Genomic DNA, 15,486 nt, shown 5'->3' on the forward strand with positions numbered 1-15,486 from the left:
GGGGGATGTGAAATGTACATGTTGAACGCCAGTGAGGATATCAAAATCATGCCGGTTGTAGAGTATATAGGTTTTGCATAATTGATATTTTCAAAATTCTTTGCAACATTTCCGGATTACTAAAGAGAAATAAATGAAAGGGCTGGCTCGTTATTTAGAACCAGCCCTATTGTATCATTGATAATATTTCACACGTTCTTCAAGTGGTGAGAAGTCTTTATCGCCAGGCTCTGCAGTGGGTTTTCCAAAGGGCATTTGTGCGATGAGTTTCCAATCACGTGATATATCCCATGTCTTTCTCACTTCGTCATCGATTAAAGGATTATAATGCTGAAGACTTGCCCCAAACCCTTCAATTTCCAAGGAAGTCCATACGACAAATTGTAAAATGGCAGACGATTGGTTCGACCAAATCGGAAAGTTTTCGGCATACGTTTTGAATTGTTCTTGAAGCCTATCTATAATGGCCTGGTCCTCAAAGAATAAAACCGTACCATAACCATTTATAAATGACTTCATTTTTTCTTCAGTTTTTTCAAAATCTTTGTCACCGACTGCTTTTCTTAATGTTTTTTTCGTTATATCCCATAATTGGTCGTGGCTTTGACCAGTTAAAACAATCACTCTTGCACTTTGGGAGTTGAAAGCGGAAGGGGAATATTGAACGGCATGATCGATAACTTCTTTAATCCTTTTATTAGGAACAACACGTTCCTTGCTAAGGGAATAATAAGAGCGTCTATCTTCAATTGCGCTAAAAAAATCTTTAACCATATATCACACCTCCATTCTTTATACCGATTTATTTTGACCTGATTTTAATATTTTATAATAAGTGAATACGGGTGAAATTATTTGAATGAAAATGGTTGACAAATTTATCACTGTCGTTTATCTTTAAATCAAGATATTTGCATTAAAAGTATTGCGCAGGTTAAATACTTTGAATTCGAGATATTATTTACGGATTAATTAATCACCGTAAGGGGAGATTTATAAAGATAGGAGTGGTACGGATGGAATTAAAAGGATTACATCATGTCTCGGCGATAACAGCTAAAGCGGGAAATAACTTTGAATTCTACACAAAAGTCTTAGGGATGCGATTAATCAAAAAAACGGTGAATCAAGATGATGTTCGTGTGTATCACTTATTTTATGGAGATCAAATTGGTTCACCGGGTACGGAATTGACGTTTTTTGAAATTCCCAATGCTGCCCGCACTCATGAGGGAAACAATAGCATTTCAGAAATTTCTTTAAGGGTGAGGGATGATGAAGCGCTAGGATATTGGAAAAAACGGTTTGTGGAATTCAATGTTGAACATGATGAAATATCGAGCCGTTTTGAAAGGAAGGTGCTTTCTTTTAAAGATCCTGAAGGGCAGAGGCTTCTTCTGGTTTCTGATCAGGATAATAACGGCGTTCAAGGAGGATTACCTTGGGATGGAAGCCCGGTACCGCAAGAGTTTTCCATCCTTGGATTAGGACCAGTAAAACTTACTGTACCCAATATTGAACAAACAGAAAGTGTTCTTACCGAGGTGTTGGGATTCAGGAAATTAGGCACATACCCATCCTCAATTAGGGGGCAAAACCCGATTGTCGTTTACGAGACAGGTGAGGGAGGAACAGGAGCGGAACTTCATATTGAAGAAAGGAATGACATACCTCGGGAAAGGTTGGGGAGGGGTGGAGTACACCATGTTGCCTTCCGGGTGGATAATGAAGAAGAATTGAGAAAATGGATAGAGAAAATTAGTGAATCGAAATTCGTGAACTCGGGATATGTGGATCGCTTTTATTTTCGTTCACTCTATTTTAGGGAGCCGAATGGCATATTATTTGAACTAGCTACTGATGGACCTGGTTTTGCAGTGGATGAAGCAGAGCAGCACCTAGGTGAGAACCTTGCCCTGCCACCTTTTTTAGAATCGAAAAGAAAGGATATTGAATCGAATTTAAAACCATTGAATACAAAATCAACAAATTAATCAACGGGAAAGGAAGTAATCGGCATGCAAAAGCAAAATGCTGGAATACATCATATAACCGCAATTGTAGGCAATCCTCAAGAGAATGTGGATTTTTATGCTGGAGTATTGGGAATGCGTATGGTGAAGAAAACCGTTAATTTTGATGATCCAGGCACCTATCATTTATATTTCGGAGATGAATCAGGTTCACCGGGCTCTATCATCACTTTCTTTCCTTGGCCTGAAGCATACCGAGGGACAATTGGCTCTGGACAAGTGGGGATTACAACATATGCCGTTCCGGAAGGGTCAATGGGCTTCTGGGAAATGCGTTTGGGTAAATTTAACATAGACTTTGAAAAGGTTTCACGTTTCGGTGAGGAATATCTGGAATTTCAAGACCCGCATGGTTTGAAACTTGAACTGGTTGAGCGTAAAGAAGGTAAAAATAGCGAGTGGTCATTCGGCGGTGTACCAGCTGATAAGGCGGTCAAGGGATTCGGTGGTGCTGTATTATTGACCTCAAAACCGATCAAAACGATGGAACTATTAGAGGAAGTGATGGGCCTGCAAAAGATTGGGGAAGAGGGCGATTTCATCCGCTTCAAATCCACATCGGATATCGGAAATTTGATAGATGTTAAAAAAACGGTTTTGCCAAGTGGGAAAATCGGAGTGGGAACTGTCCATCACATTGCATGGCGTGCAAGCGATAATGAAGATCATAAAGAATGGAGGGAGCATATCGCAAGCCATGGCTATGGCGTGACACCCTTTAAAGACCGTCAATACTTCGATGCCATTTATTTTCGGGAAGATGGTGGCATACTCTTTGAAGTTGCCACAGATCCACCTGGCTTTGCTCATGATGAAACGAAGGAAACGATGGGTCGTAAATTAATGCTGCCGCCATGGCTGGAAGAAAAAAGGGAGATCATGGAGAAAACGTTACTGCCGGCAGTGCCGAGAGTACTAGAGGAGGATAAATGATGAAGCATATTTTTCAACAAGGAAGTAATCCGGAAGCACCCTTACTTTTGCTTTTACATGGCACTGGAGGAACGGAAACAGATCTCTTGCCGTTAGCGGAAATGGTTTCACCGGGTTCATCCGTATTGAGCGTACGGGGAAATGTACTTGAAAACGGAATGCCTCGTTATTTCCGCCGTTTAGCTGAAGGGGTTTTTGATGAAGAAGATTTGATCTTCCGTACGAAGGAGCTTTATGACTTCTTGGAATTAGCGTCCGGCCAATATGACTTCGATCGTGACAGAGTGGTAGCATTAGGTTATTCTAATGGTGCAAATATAGCCGCAAGTTTGATGTTCCATTTCGAAGGGGCACTAAAGGGAGCGATACTTCATCATCCAATGGTGCCGAGACGTGGGATTGCTTTGCCGACCCTTTCGGATATACCTGTATTTATTGCTGCAGGTAAAAACGATCCGATTTGCCCCGCAGAAGAAACTGATGAACTTAATCAACTTTTACTGCAAGCTGGTGCTAGGGTGGATGTTCACTGGGAAAATTACGGTCATCAGTTAACACGTTCAGAGGTCGAGGCAGCAGGTTCATGGTTTTATAAGAAATTTATATAAGAATGAAAGAGGGAATGAAGATGATTTCAGTTAATCCTGAAAGTCTGACTGAACGGGAAAATTATAAGTTTTTGACTGGAAGCATTATACCGAGACCTATAGCCCTGGTTATTACACAATCCGAAACCGGTACGATCAATATAGCGCCGTTCAGCTTTTTCAACATAGTCAGTTCCAATCCTCCGATGATTTCCATTTCTGTTCAACGGAAAGAAGGAGTTTCAAAGGACACTGCCCGAAATGCAATTCAAACAGGTGAGTTCGTTGTTCATATCACTGATGAAAATAATGTTGCTGATGCAAATCGAACGGCCAAGGAACTCCCATCTGACGAAAGTGAATTGGGTCTTACCAATTTCACGCCGGCTGTTAGTGATAAGGTATCCGTACCTGGATTGCAAGAAGCGAAAGTACGCTTTGAATGTACATTAGAGCATGCGATACCATTGGCAGGTTCCAAGAATAAACCTGGTTGTGATTTATTAATAGGGAAAATAGTCTGCTATCATATAGAGCAGGATATTTACCATAATGGCCGAATTGACCAGAATGGGCTAAAACCTGTAGCAAGATTAGCAGGTCATACTTATACAAAACTAGGGGAATTATTTGAACTAGAACGTCCTTAAGGGAAAGAAAGAAAAAATGGCGTCATCTTTTAAGATGTCGTCATTTTTTTAAACCAAAATTATCCCGGTTAGCTTTATCTTCAATTTTAATACGGTGAGCGACAGTTCCAAAAAATAGAAATCATCTCATTTGAATGACGGAAGTGCCATGATTATTAGTATTTTAAAGAAAGTCTTTACAAACGAAACAAAACTTGACAAATTTTTCATAGATTGATAAAGTTATAAAAAAATAATTTCTTATCCAGAGAGGTGGAGGGACTGGCCCTATGAAACCTCAGCAACAGGTCTAAAAAGACACTGTGCTAATTCCAGGGGGTGAAACCTTGATAGATAAGACCGTACGTGTTTATTTGTCAGTAACGCACTCTTTTTTTAGAGTGCGTTTTCGTTTTTTCTGGATGCAAGATTAAGGAGAGTAAGAATGGAGAATAAAAGGAAGCATGATTTTCAAAGGCAAATGCAAGCACGGCATATAATAATGCTATCGCTTGGCGGGGTGATTGGAACTGGTTTATTCTTAAGTTCGGGTTATACGATTCACCAGGCTGGCCCGTTTGGCACCATCCTTTCGTATCTGATTGGAGCATTAGTGGTTTATCTAGTCATGCTATGTCTAGGTGAACTGGCAGTACATATGCCCGAGACAGGTGCGTTTCATAGCTACGCAGCCAAATACATCGGACCAGGGACAGGGTATACAGTAGCCTGGTTGTACTGGCTAACTTGGACTGTTGCACTAGGTTCGGAATTCACGGCTGCAGGATTGTTGATGCAGAGATGGTTTCCATCAATAAGTGTCTGGATATGGAGTGCTCTATTTGCCATTTTGGTCTTGGCATTAAATGTGTGGACCGTTAAGTTTTTCGCTGAATCCGAATTCTGGTTTGCGTCTATAAAGGTATTTGCTATTGTGATATTTATTATTCTGGGAGCTGCGGCAATGGTAGGATTTGTTCCATTAATTAATTCACAATCAGCTCCGTTATTTTCCAATTTTACAAGTGCAGGTTTATTTCCGAATGGTGCTTTTGCCATTCTAATGACGATGCTCGCAGTGAATTTCGCATTTTCTGGAACTGAATTAATCGGAATTGCAGCTGGAGAAACTGTGAATCCAGAAAAAACGATACCAAAGGCAATCCGTATGACATTATGGAGATTGATTATCTTTTTTGTAGGAACCATCGTTGTATTATCCGCATTATTGCCTTTTTCGGATGCAAGTGTATTAGAGAGCCCCTTTGTTACAGTTCTGGAACGGATCGGAGTGCCATATGCAGCGGATATTATGAACTTTGTTATATTAACAGCCATTTTGTCTGCTGCAAACTCAGGACTATATGCCTCATCCAGAATGCTTTGGTCACTTGCAGATAAGAAAACTATATCACCAATATTTGCAAAATTGACAAAACGGGGTGTTCCGGTAAATGCAGTCATTTTCAGTATGTTGGGCGGTGGTTTAGCCCTTTTCTCGAGTATTATTGCACCGGATACTGTATACATAGTGCTTGTATCCATTTCTGGACTAGCCGTGGTTGTAGTTTGGATGAGTATTAGCGCGTCACAGTTTCTATTTCGCAGACGATTTATAAAAGATGGAAATTCAGTAAATGATTTGACTTATCATACACCATTATATCCACTCGTACCAATCGTTTCTTTTATGCTATGTCTTGCTTCTTGCATAGGAATTGCATTTGATCCTACACAACGAATTGCACTATATTGTGGCATACCTTTTATTTTGTTTTGCTATGGAAGTTATTATCTGACACAAACTATAAAGAAAAGAGGAGTAGATCATGAAGAATAAAATGAACCCAATTGACGCAATTTTACGAGATCATTCAGTTATGATTTTGGATGGAGCTTTAGCTACAGAGCTTGAAGGGCATGGGTGTGATTTGGACGATCCCCTGTGGTCTGCACGTGTATTGCTTGAAAATCCAGAAGTGATTTATCAGGTTCACTCTGACTACTTTCGTGCTGGTGCTGACTGTGCGATAACGGCAAGCTACCAAGCAACAGTTGAAGGTTTCGCCCTCAGAGGAATACAAGAAAAAGAGGCTTTGGAGCTAATCCGGAAAACGGTTTTACTAGCAAGAAAAGCAAGAGATGAATTTTGGAAGGAAGAATATCAAACGATTAGACCTAAACCATTGGTTGCTGCATCAGTTGGACCTTATGGGGCTTATCTTGCAGATGGTTCAGAGTATGTAGGAAACTATGGTGTTTCAGATGAAACTTTAGCGGCATTTCATCGCTCACGAATATCAGCTTTGATTGAAGCAGGAGCTGACATTTTAGCATTTGAAACGATTCCTTCCCTGCAAGAAGCAAAAGTATTACATTCATTATTGAAAGATTATCCAGAAGTCTATGCTTGGCTATCCTTTTCGTTGAAAAATGAAAAAGCGATAAGTGACGGTACCTTGCTGGAGGAGTGTGCGAGATTGTTAGGGGACTGTGAGCAAATTGCAGCAATTGGCATCAACTGTGCGCCTGTATCAGGTATCACGGAAGCCATACAGGTGTTGCGTGCAAACACACATAAACCAATAATTGTTTATCCAAATTCTGGTGAATCATACAATCCAGAAACTAAAACATGGCATGGTCAAGAATCATGTAACAGGCTCGACTTGAAATCTGAAGAATGGCACCATGCAGGGGCACGTTTAATTGGAGGATGTTGCAGAACGGCACCTCATCATATTGCAGACATTTCAAGAAAGTGGCGACCTTCCGTGGGAGTATCCTCCTAGCCTTATTTCTGTTATCACTCTGTTATAAGTTATGTAAGTAGTTGGGAAACCCTTAAATAAAAAGAACAGGAAGCGTCATAATCAGGCGGTTCCTGTTCTTTTTGAGCTCTTTATTCAGTTTTGAGTTATTTGAAAGGGTCGAATTGCTTATTAATTCTTGGCGCTCCAGAAATAAGTCGCTCGAGAACGGGAGTGAAGGATCGTTTTATGTTGATTCATATCTTTTATTTTTTTGTCACAAAGCAGACTAAAAAAGAATCCTGCTGAAAAAAAAGTAAAAAGAGAAATTAAATCATATTTTTTTCGTGCTTGGGAAAACTATACAAACAATGAATAGAAAGGAGAGAATGAGTTATGAGTCGTGGTAAAAATTTTAATCACAAAGAAAAAGGACATCCAGGAAATTTACCCAATAATAGAATTAGCGAAGAGAAGGAACACAGTCGCCAGTATGAACAGATTGAGGATATTGTCACACATGAAGCTTTCAAAAATCGGGAAAAAGAAGATGAGATGCCTTAATATATTGAGATGCAGTATATCTGTGGAGACATTATATTGAGCAATTTTCCATTCCTTTAAGGATTATTAAATTTCCGCATTCCAATATAAGAAGCGCATGAATTAAAGACATAACTTCCTCTTCATGTTGCTTCTTGTTTTTGGCTTAATTTTCATTTATATCCGGGGGAAACCATGAGTTTTGCTATGGTTTTTTCTTTCGTTGCAAATAAATTAAGAGGGAAAATCATCGGAGATTAAACTTAAATCAATCTTCCCTTGATGGAAATAGAAGTAAGCAATAGTGGAAAACAGAATAATGATGATGGATGACATTTAATAAGCCGACTTTCTTCTATAATAATTAATAAAACTGAAATTTCTAGTCTTGGGACAGAATTAGAATTCCCAAGGCTACTAAGACCAGTAAGTAAATATAACTACATATTCTCTTGTCATCCAGAAATAATTATGGGTATCGTCAAAAAGGGCGAACTTAACGATTATTCAATACCAGGCCGACTTATCCTAACTGTTTAAAAACACTGAAAATTTCCAGGTAAGTTAGCTTTTTAGATATAAATCATGCCAGGTAAAACGTGAAAATGAGGCTGCTGATGAAATAGCGCAATGTCTGCTATGTTTCGTTTTGTTTATCGCGATTTATTTCCACTTCTCGTTTAGCTCTAATAAAAGCGATAAATTGAATCGTTTCTTCTTCAGAAAGAGAGATTCCATCGACAGCTAGCTCCATATTTGGTAAATCCGTTAATTCCATGACTTGAGGTGACTCTGTGGAAATATCTTTAGGCAGAAAAGCTGGATAATCCACTCGACCTAGAATGTAATCGGTGGATGTATCATATAAGCCTGCTAATAATTTAATCGTCTCTAATGAAGGGCGGCGATGGCCCGATTCGTAACCTGCATAGGTACTCTTGGCGATTCCGAGTCTGTCAGCGGTATATTGCAAAGACCACCTTTTGGCCTTCCTTAATGTAGTCAATCTATTTAATATCATTATTATTACTCTCCTTTTATATAAATCCATTATAACATCATATTGAAATAAGTGTACGCGTAATGAATAACTTTAGCTTGATTTCACTCTGAAACATGACTATAATAACATGTGGTGTACGCGTAACATGTACATTTTCAACTAAAATATCCTTTTCTGAGATGATTAGAATGATTGTGAAACAGGAGGCTTTATAGGGGGTAGTATATTGGAGAACTTGAAGTCAAAAATGAAGAAGTTGATGTTGTTTACAACAGGTGGTACAATTGCATCGTTAGAAGGAGAAAATGGACTGGTTCCAGAGATGAAAGCTGACGAAATTTTAGGTCACCTACCGGGATTGGATTTACTATGTCAGATTGATAGTAAGCCTTTGATGAATATTGATAGTACAAATATGCAGCCGGAAGATTGGACAGAAATGGCACAATCCATCCATGAGCACTATCATGATTACGATGGCTTTGTGATTACCCATGGAACAGATACAATGGCTTACACTTCAGCTGCGCTCTCATATATGTTACAAGATTTAGGGAAACCAATTGTCATTACAGGTTCTCAAATCCCAATTGCCTTCAAAAAGACAGATGCCAAAAGAAATATCTCTGATGCGATTCGGTTTGCTTGTGAAGATATTGGAGGAGTATATGTTGTTTTTGATGGTAGAGTCATCCAGGGTACTAGGGCCATTAAATTGAGAACGAAAAGCTATGATTCGTTTGAAAGTATTAACTATCCTTATATTGCTTCCATATTCAAAGATAAAATTGAGTATCTAAAGCCAGTTCATTCACCAAAGAAAAAGGAAGCTAAGTTAGATGCTTCCCTATGTACTGATGTTGCTTTGGTTAAGCTGCATCCCGGTATTAAGCCTGAATTCTTTGATTTTCTGAAAAATCAATGTCGGGGAATCGTAATTGAAAGTTATGGAAGCGGCGGTATTCCATTTCAAGGAAGAAATATTTTAGAGAAATTGAATGAGTTGGTCGAATGTGGAATATCCGTAGTCATTACTACCCAATGTTTAGAAGAAGGGGAAGATATGGATATTTACGAAGTGGGACGAAAAGTAAACAAGAATGTCATCATTCGTTCCAGAAATATGAATACAGAAGCCATCGTTCCTAAGTTGATGTGGATATTAGCCAAGACACGGGATCCAAAAAAAGTGAAGGAAATGATGGAAACACCGATAGCAGAGGACATTACATTCTAGAACAAACAAAGGGGCAAGAGGAAATGTTGATAGAAGAGAGAACATACCGAATCGAGAAAGACTTTCTTGGGGAAAAGGAAATTCCGGCAGATGTTTATTACGGAATACAAACTCTACGCGCTGTAGAAAATTTTCCAATTACCGGTTACAAAGTCAATGAAGAAATGATTCGTGCACTAGCCATGATTAAAAAAGCAGCCGCTTTAGCAAATATGGATACCAAACGGTTATATGATGGTATTGGAAGCGCTATCGTCAAAGCTTCTGATGAAGTGATCGATGGAAAGTGGCATGAATATTTCATCGTTGACCCAATTCAAGGCGGCGCGGGTACATCGATGAATATGAACATTAATGAAATCGTTGCCAACCGAGCGTTAGAACTTATGGGACACAAAAAAGGTGATTATGTACATGTTAGTCCAAATAGCCATGTTAACATGTCGCAATCAACGAATGACGTATTTCCAACTGCCATTCATTTATCAACACTACGACTTTTGGAGCAATTGTTACAAACAATGACCAAGATGAGTACAGTTTTAAAGAATAAAGCCAAACAATTTGATCATGTTATCAAAATGGGACGGACACATCTTCAGGACGCAGTGCCAATTCGCCTCGGTCAAGAATTCGAGGCATACAGTCGCGTGTTGGATCGGGATATAAAACGAATCAGTCAATCACGTCAACATTTATATGAAGTGAATATGGGAGCAACAGCAGTGGGAACGGGATTGAACGCAGATCCGCGTTACATTGAAAATGTTGTTAAATATTTAGCTGAAATCAGTAACTTGCCGCTTGTAGGAGCAGAACATTTAGTAGATGCAACCCAAAATACGGATGCATATACTGAAGTGTCAGCTTCATTGAAAGTATGTATGATGAATATGTCTAAAATTGCTAATGATTTACGTTTGATGGCTTCAGGACCAAGAGCGGGATTAGGAGAAATCACACTTCCAGCTCGTCAACCAGGTTCATCGATCATGCCAGGAAAAGTAAATCCAGTAATGCCAGAATTAATTAATCAAGTCGCTTTCCAAGTGATAGGGAACGATAATACGATTTGCTTAGCATCAGAAGCAGGACAACTAGAGTTGAACGTAATGGAGCCAGTGCTTGTATTCAATTTATTGCAATCAATCAGCATTATGAACAATGCTTTCAATGTCTTTACAGATTATTGTTTAGAAGGCATTGAAGCTAATGAGCAGCATTTAAAAGATTATGTCGAACAAAGTGTTGGAGTGATTACAGCAGTCAATCCGCACCTTGGGTACGAAGTGGTTTCACGTATTGCGCGTGAAGCGATATTAAAAGGCAAATCAGTTCGCGAACTTTGTTTACAATATGATGTGTTGACAGAAGAAGAATTGGATCTGATTCTAAATCCTTATGAGATGACAAAGCCCGGTATAGCGGGAGCTTCTCTTTTTGATCGACAATAACTAGTATATTAGTAGAAAGCATTAATCTATATGATTTTTGATGTAATGACTATGCCTTTAGGACCGTTGGTATAAAGGCATAGTCATTATTTATATACATTCTAATATGAAATTTTCCTCAAACATCCTTTAACTGCTTGTGGGATTAAAAAACTGAATATTCTGTTTTTAAATCGTCGAACTAATCATGGAGGGGTTTAACTATTATAGAAACCCCATCCCCCTTAGAATATATCTAGGGTGAATGGTAAAGCTTGAGCTCAATAATATGCCTGCATTAGCCCTTAAAGCATGAGTCTCCAAATCTCCACCATCGTTAACTTGTAATAATTAAACTATCTTCATAAGAAAACGCTGTCAAGATTTTTTTGTGCCCATACAAAGAAGGCAGCATTGCCATCAAGTTAACTAACCAATTCTTTTTAGGACCAGTTTTAATCAGGATAAATATTTAATTAAATGTGGCTCTTTTGAAATGGTTTAATCGGATTTAATATTTATTTAAAGGTTTTTTTCTGAATGAATGGTTGTGTCCAGAGTTCCAATGAATATTAATAGTAAAGGTAAAAACTAAATGGAGTGACATACGCAATTTTTCATCTTTTTTAAGATATTTAAAATAATGTAATTAGTCATTTCCAGGTGGAAAGGGAGGTAAACTTTGAAACAAGTGAATCGTTTTATCCAAAGCGTTACATTTTTAATGCTCGCATTTCTCATGTTTAGTGGGCAAGCTGCTTTTGCTTCATCAGATTCATTAACATCACAATCCACGCCAGATCTTTTGATTCGGCAGATCATGGGTTTAGCTTATGAATCCCAGCAAACCATTAACAGTGGCCCATTCTCTGTAGGTGATTCATTGAAGAAAGTGGAAAAAGCCTGGGGTGCACCGGAAGATTTAAGTACTGTTGCGGCCAATTATTGGTCCCATAATGTCCGATTCCTCTATGACGGATCAACAGGTAGAAAGACGATTACCGCCATTGATGATTTTGATCCGCAATTGCAAACCATTCAATTATCCATGTTGAAGGAATTGATTGGTGAACCTGTTAGTGAAGTGGAGCAAGAAGGAATGTACTATGTCACCTATACCGATTACGAAAATTATAAAGTAGTCTTCGTGTTTGAAAGCGCCTGGATTAACCCAGATCCAAGATTGAATATGTATACTGTTGAATTTGCGTCAGATTAATAAGTAACACGACAAAAAAGGATCGTCCCTTTATTGCGAGGGGCGATTCTTTGATGGTTGGAGATCTTGCATTAACCATAACTATATAAAGTCCTGAGCTGTTATTATATTTTCATGGTTTATTGAATATAAAACAGCACCACCGGGAGAATTTAATTAAGGATCTGATCTTACCGTTCTAATCTATATTGTTCAGCCATACATTAAAAAGATGTAAGTAGAATGATTAAGGGGGAACTGCTTTGTCAGAAGGCGTGCATAGTATCATTTTACCTGTTTCAATAAAAACAGTATGGGGATTTGTCAGTGTCATAGATCGTTGGGCACCTCTTGTCCCAGGATATATCAATCATGAGATGATAAATGAGGGGATACTTATTTGGGAGTTTAAAAGCGAATTGGGATTAATGAAGAAGAAAATTAAACTTGAAGTGAATATATTGGAATGGATGGAACCCGATAAGGTAACATTTAAACTAAAGGGAATAAATGAAAAATTTGATGGACATGGCTATTTTTTAGCAGAACAGTGCGGAATTGGGCAGACTAAAATGACTGGCTGTCTGGCGATTACGGCAAAAGGAGCCAAAGCCCCTATCGTCAATGCTTTGTTAAAAACCTACGTTCCCCAAATGACGATCGAGTTTTCTGAGGCAGTTGCACAAAGTCTCCTTGTACAAAAATAGAAATTACATAATGGAGATATCATTATTGGATATTGGCACTTGACAATTATACCTTAGTGGTATGTATTATAAATTGTAAGATTTTTATCAAGCCTTCATTTCAAACGAATGGGTTTTATGATGGATGTCTGGATAGGATTCATAAGTAATAGGCAGGGTAGGAGGCCTCACATGGAATATGATAAGCAAGTTAAAAATAGAGTGAAGCGAATTGAAGGACAGCTTCGTGGGATATTGAAAATGATGGAGGAAAACAAAGATTGCAGAGATGTAGTAACGCAGTTATCTGCGACTAGATCTGCAATCGATAGGACAATTGGAGTAATAGTAAGTTCCAATCTTGTAGAATGCGTCAGGGAGGCTAATGAATCCGGAGAAAAGAATCCCGAAGAGCTAGTGAAAGAAGCTGTGAATTTATTAGTAAAAAGCCGGTAAGCAATTATATTTTATTGTTATTGTTGAATTGAAATTTTTAAGACAATGATTATAAGACACCCTGACCAATCTGAGAATTTTTAGTGTTCAGGGGAGATGGATTTTTTTAAAATGGACCTCTACAGGAAGAGGTCCATTTTTGTGAATTCTCTGTTTTCATTTCTGATAAGCAAATCCTTTGATATAAAGAATTTGCATGGTATCCTTAAAGGGATAAAAATTGAGTGAGGGTATACTATGGAATTTACGCATGTTACATCGGTTTTGCTCGGCCTCGTCATCATTCTAAATATTTTATTTGCCACGATTGTCATATTTTTTGAAAGAAGGGAAGCGAGCACGACCTGGGCTTGGTTATTGGTGTTATATTTTCTGCCTGTAGTCGGTTTTATTTTATATCTCCTTTTTGGTACGAGTTTAAGACACGCCCACTTATTCCAATGGGAGGACAAGAAGAAAATCGGGATTGAAGAAATACTTGATAAACAGATGGAAGAGCTTTCAATGGATCATTTTCCTTTTCGAAATGCTTCTTCAAGTAATTACCGTGATTTGATTTATATGCATCTCCGGAACAATGATGCCGTGCTTACTGAAGATAATCAAGTCGATATTTTTACTGAAGGAAAAAATAAGTTTGACCAGCTTTTTAATGATATTGAAGCGGCCGAAAACCATATACATATACAATACTACATCATTCAAAGGGACGGACTGGGTAAACGATTCATTGAAGCTTTGACTAAAAAAGCGAATGAAGGCGTCAAAGTTCGGCTGCTTTATGACGAGCTGGGTTCTAGAGGGATGACTAAACGTTTCTTCAGGGAATTTAGGCAGGCTGGAGGAAGAGTGGAGGCATTCTTTCCATCCAAATTAAAATTTATAAACTTACGGCTGAATTTCCGTAACCATCGAAAGCTCGTCATCATAGATGGGAAAATAGGGTATGTTGGAGGCTTTAATGTTGGAGATGAGTATTTAGGGCTTAATCCAAAATTCGGTTTTTGGCGTGATACACACCTTCGAATAAAGGGGTCGGCTGTCAAAGCCATTCAAACCCGTTTTATCCTGGATTGGAATCAGGCATCAAAGCACCATGATATAACTTATCAGCCTCATTATTTCCCTATTGTAAAACCTCAAGGTAATATAGATATGCAAATAGTGACAAGTGGGCCGGATTCTGAATGGGAACAAATTAAAAATGGCTATATTAAATTAATTTCTTCAGCAAAGAAATCGATTCTCATTCAAACACCTTACTTTATACCGGATGCAAGTTTATTGGATGCACTCCGAATTGCCAGTTTATCAGGATTAGATGTGAAAATCATGATTCCCAATAAACCTGATCACCTTTTCGTTTATTGGGCAACAACTTTCAATGCAGGGCAGTTATTAAGAGCTGGAGCTAAGATATACATCTATGATAACGGCTTTATTCATGCGAAGATGATCGTGGTGGATGAAGAGGTCTCCTCGGTGGGAACAGCTAACATTGATGTCCGAAGTTTTAAATTGAACTTTGAAGTCAATGCCTTCATTTATGATGAAGGAATGGCCGAAACACTGACAAGGATTTTTTATAAGGATGTCGAAGTTTGCAGACAACTTACAATTGAAGATTTTGAAAAGCGTTCAAAATGGATTCGTTTTAAAGAGTCCATTGCAAGGCTGGTATCACCCATATTATAATTTTAAAAATAAGCGGACCAATACTATATGGGTCGAACAGACTGTAGACAAATTCGAAGAAAGCGAGTTTGACTGCAGTTTTTTTATTTGAAAAAGGTTCCAGTTGATTTCAGAAATCCGCTCCCTTTCCGCCGACTGTCTGCCAAACTCCTTGCCGTTAGCGTCTCCGGAGTCTCGGCTAGCCAGTTATTCGGCAGGAGTGTCACAAATTTCTTCAATCCAATGTGGGTTTCATAAAAAATTAAAAATCATAAAGTAAAACCTAGTCTTGTTTAATAATCATAGTTCGGGGTGAGGCCATTG

15 protein-coding genes and 1 riboswitch are annotated in these 15,486 nt (G+C 38.5%); of the genes, 13 read left to right on the forward strand and 2 right to left on the reverse strand.

All coding sequences use genetic code 11. The features are described 5' to 3' along the window. Window positions 1–174: 174 nt before the first annotated feature. The gene (locus tag BS1321_RS24750; protein WP_063234495.1) at window positions 175–774 is read right to left on the reverse strand and encodes a nitroreductase family protein; all 600 of its coding nucleotides are present in this window, start codon (window positions 772–774) and stop codon (window positions 175–177) included. Between the two features lie 242 nt (window positions 775–1,016). Here BS1321_RS24750 and BS1321_RS24755 point away from each other — a divergent pair, with 242 nt between their 5' ends. The 7 genes from BS1321_RS24755 (at window position 1,017) to BS1321_RS27930 (ending at window position 7,496) form a co-directional block, all read left to right on the forward strand. After that, window positions 1,017–1,994 (forward strand): ring-cleaving dioxygenase, encoded by a 978-nt coding sequence (locus BS1321_RS24755; RefSeq protein WP_063234496.1) that lies wholly within the window; start codon window positions 1,017–1,019, stop codon window positions 1,992–1,994. A 24-nt stretch (window positions 1,995–2,018) separates the two neighbouring features. Further along, window positions 2,019–2,966 (forward strand): ring-cleaving dioxygenase, encoded by a 948-nt coding sequence (locus BS1321_RS24760; RefSeq protein WP_063234497.1) that lies wholly within the window; start codon window positions 2,019–2,021, stop codon window positions 2,964–2,966. Further along, complete coding sequence (locus BS1321_RS24765) at window positions 2,966–3,574, forward strand: alpha/beta hydrolase (protein WP_063234498.1); 609 nt, start codon at window positions 2,966–2,968, stop codon at window positions 3,572–3,574. Before BS1321_RS24760 ends, BS1321_RS24765 begins: the two co-directional genes overlap by 1 nt. 20 nt (window positions 3,575–3,594) lie before the next feature. Beyond that, window positions 3,595–4,203: a flavin reductase family protein gene (locus BS1321_RS24770; protein ID WP_063234499.1), complete on the forward strand. Its 609-nt coding sequence runs from the start codon at window positions 3,595–3,597 to the stop codon at window positions 4,201–4,203. 237 nt (window positions 4,204–4,440) lie between these two features. Continuing rightward, window positions 4,441–4,543, forward strand: a riboswitch (SAM riboswitch). 84 nt (window positions 4,544–4,627) lie between these two features. Further along, entirely contained in the window at window positions 4,628–6,022 is a 1,395-nt protein-coding gene (gene mmuP, locus BS1321_RS24775) for an S-methylmethionine permease (RefSeq protein ID WP_063234500.1), read from the forward strand. Then, a complete protein-coding gene (gene mmuM / locus BS1321_RS24780; protein WP_063234501.1) occupies window positions 6,012–6,974 on the forward strand; it encodes a homocysteine S-methyltransferase in 963 nt (320 codons plus the stop codon). The genes mmuP and mmuM overlap by 11 nt, the downstream gene beginning before the upstream one ends. Before the next feature lie 354 nt (window positions 6,975–7,328). Next, a complete protein-coding gene (locus tag BS1321_RS27930) occupies window positions 7,329–7,496 on the forward strand; it encodes a hypothetical protein (protein ID WP_162878727.1) in 168 nt (55 codons plus the stop codon). Window positions 7,497–8,112: 616 nt separating this feature from the next. Here the strand turns inward: BS1321_RS27930 and BS1321_RS24785 are convergent. Further along, window positions 8,113–8,496: a helix-turn-helix domain-containing protein gene (locus BS1321_RS24785; protein WP_063234502.1), complete on the reverse strand. Its 384-nt coding sequence runs from the start codon at window positions 8,494–8,496 to the stop codon at window positions 8,113–8,115. Between the two features lie 229 nt (window positions 8,497–8,725). Here BS1321_RS24785 and BS1321_RS24790 point away from each other — a divergent pair, with 229 nt between their 5' ends. The 6 genes from BS1321_RS24790 (at window position 8,726) to cls (ending at window position 15,183) form a co-directional block, all read left to right on the forward strand. Beyond that, complete coding sequence (locus tag BS1321_RS24790; RefSeq protein WP_063234526.1) at window positions 8,726–9,715, forward strand: asparaginase; 990 nt, start codon at window positions 8,726–8,728, stop codon at window positions 9,713–9,715. A 23-nt stretch (window positions 9,716–9,738) separates the two neighbouring features. After that, window positions 9,739–11,169, forward strand: coding sequence for an aspartate ammonia-lyase (gene aspA, locus BS1321_RS24795; protein ID WP_063234503.1), 1,431 nt, complete (start codon window positions 9,739–9,741; stop codon window positions 11,167–11,169). A 670-nt stretch (window positions 11,170–11,839) separates the two neighbouring features. Next, window positions 11,840–12,367, forward strand: a complete 528-nt coding sequence (locus BS1321_RS24800) for a DUF4309 domain-containing protein (protein WP_230162379.1) — start codon at window positions 11,840–11,842, stop codon at window positions 12,365–12,367. Between the two features lie 242 nt (window positions 12,368–12,609). Then, the gene (locus BS1321_RS24805) at window positions 12,610–13,053 is read left to right on the forward strand and encodes an SRPBCC family protein (protein WP_063234505.1); all 444 of its coding nucleotides are present in this window, start codon (window positions 12,610–12,612) and stop codon (window positions 13,051–13,053) included. A 171-nt stretch (window positions 13,054–13,224) separates the two neighbouring features. Continuing rightward, window positions 13,225–13,488, forward strand: coding sequence for a metal-sensitive transcriptional regulator (locus BS1321_RS24810; RefSeq protein WP_054395644.1), 264 nt, complete (start codon window positions 13,225–13,227; stop codon window positions 13,486–13,488). Window positions 13,489–13,725: 237 nt separating this feature from the next. Beyond that, complete coding sequence (gene cls, locus BS1321_RS24815; RefSeq protein WP_063234506.1) at window positions 13,726–15,183, forward strand: cardiolipin synthase; 1,458 nt, start codon at window positions 13,726–13,728, stop codon at window positions 15,181–15,183. The last annotated feature ends 303 nt before the right edge of the window (window positions 15,184–15,486 follow it).

The organism is Peribacillus simplex NBRC 15720 = DSM 1321 (genome assembly GCF_002243645.1).
Lineage (GTDB): Bacteria > Bacillota > Bacilli > Bacillales > DSM-1321 > Peribacillus > Peribacillus simplex.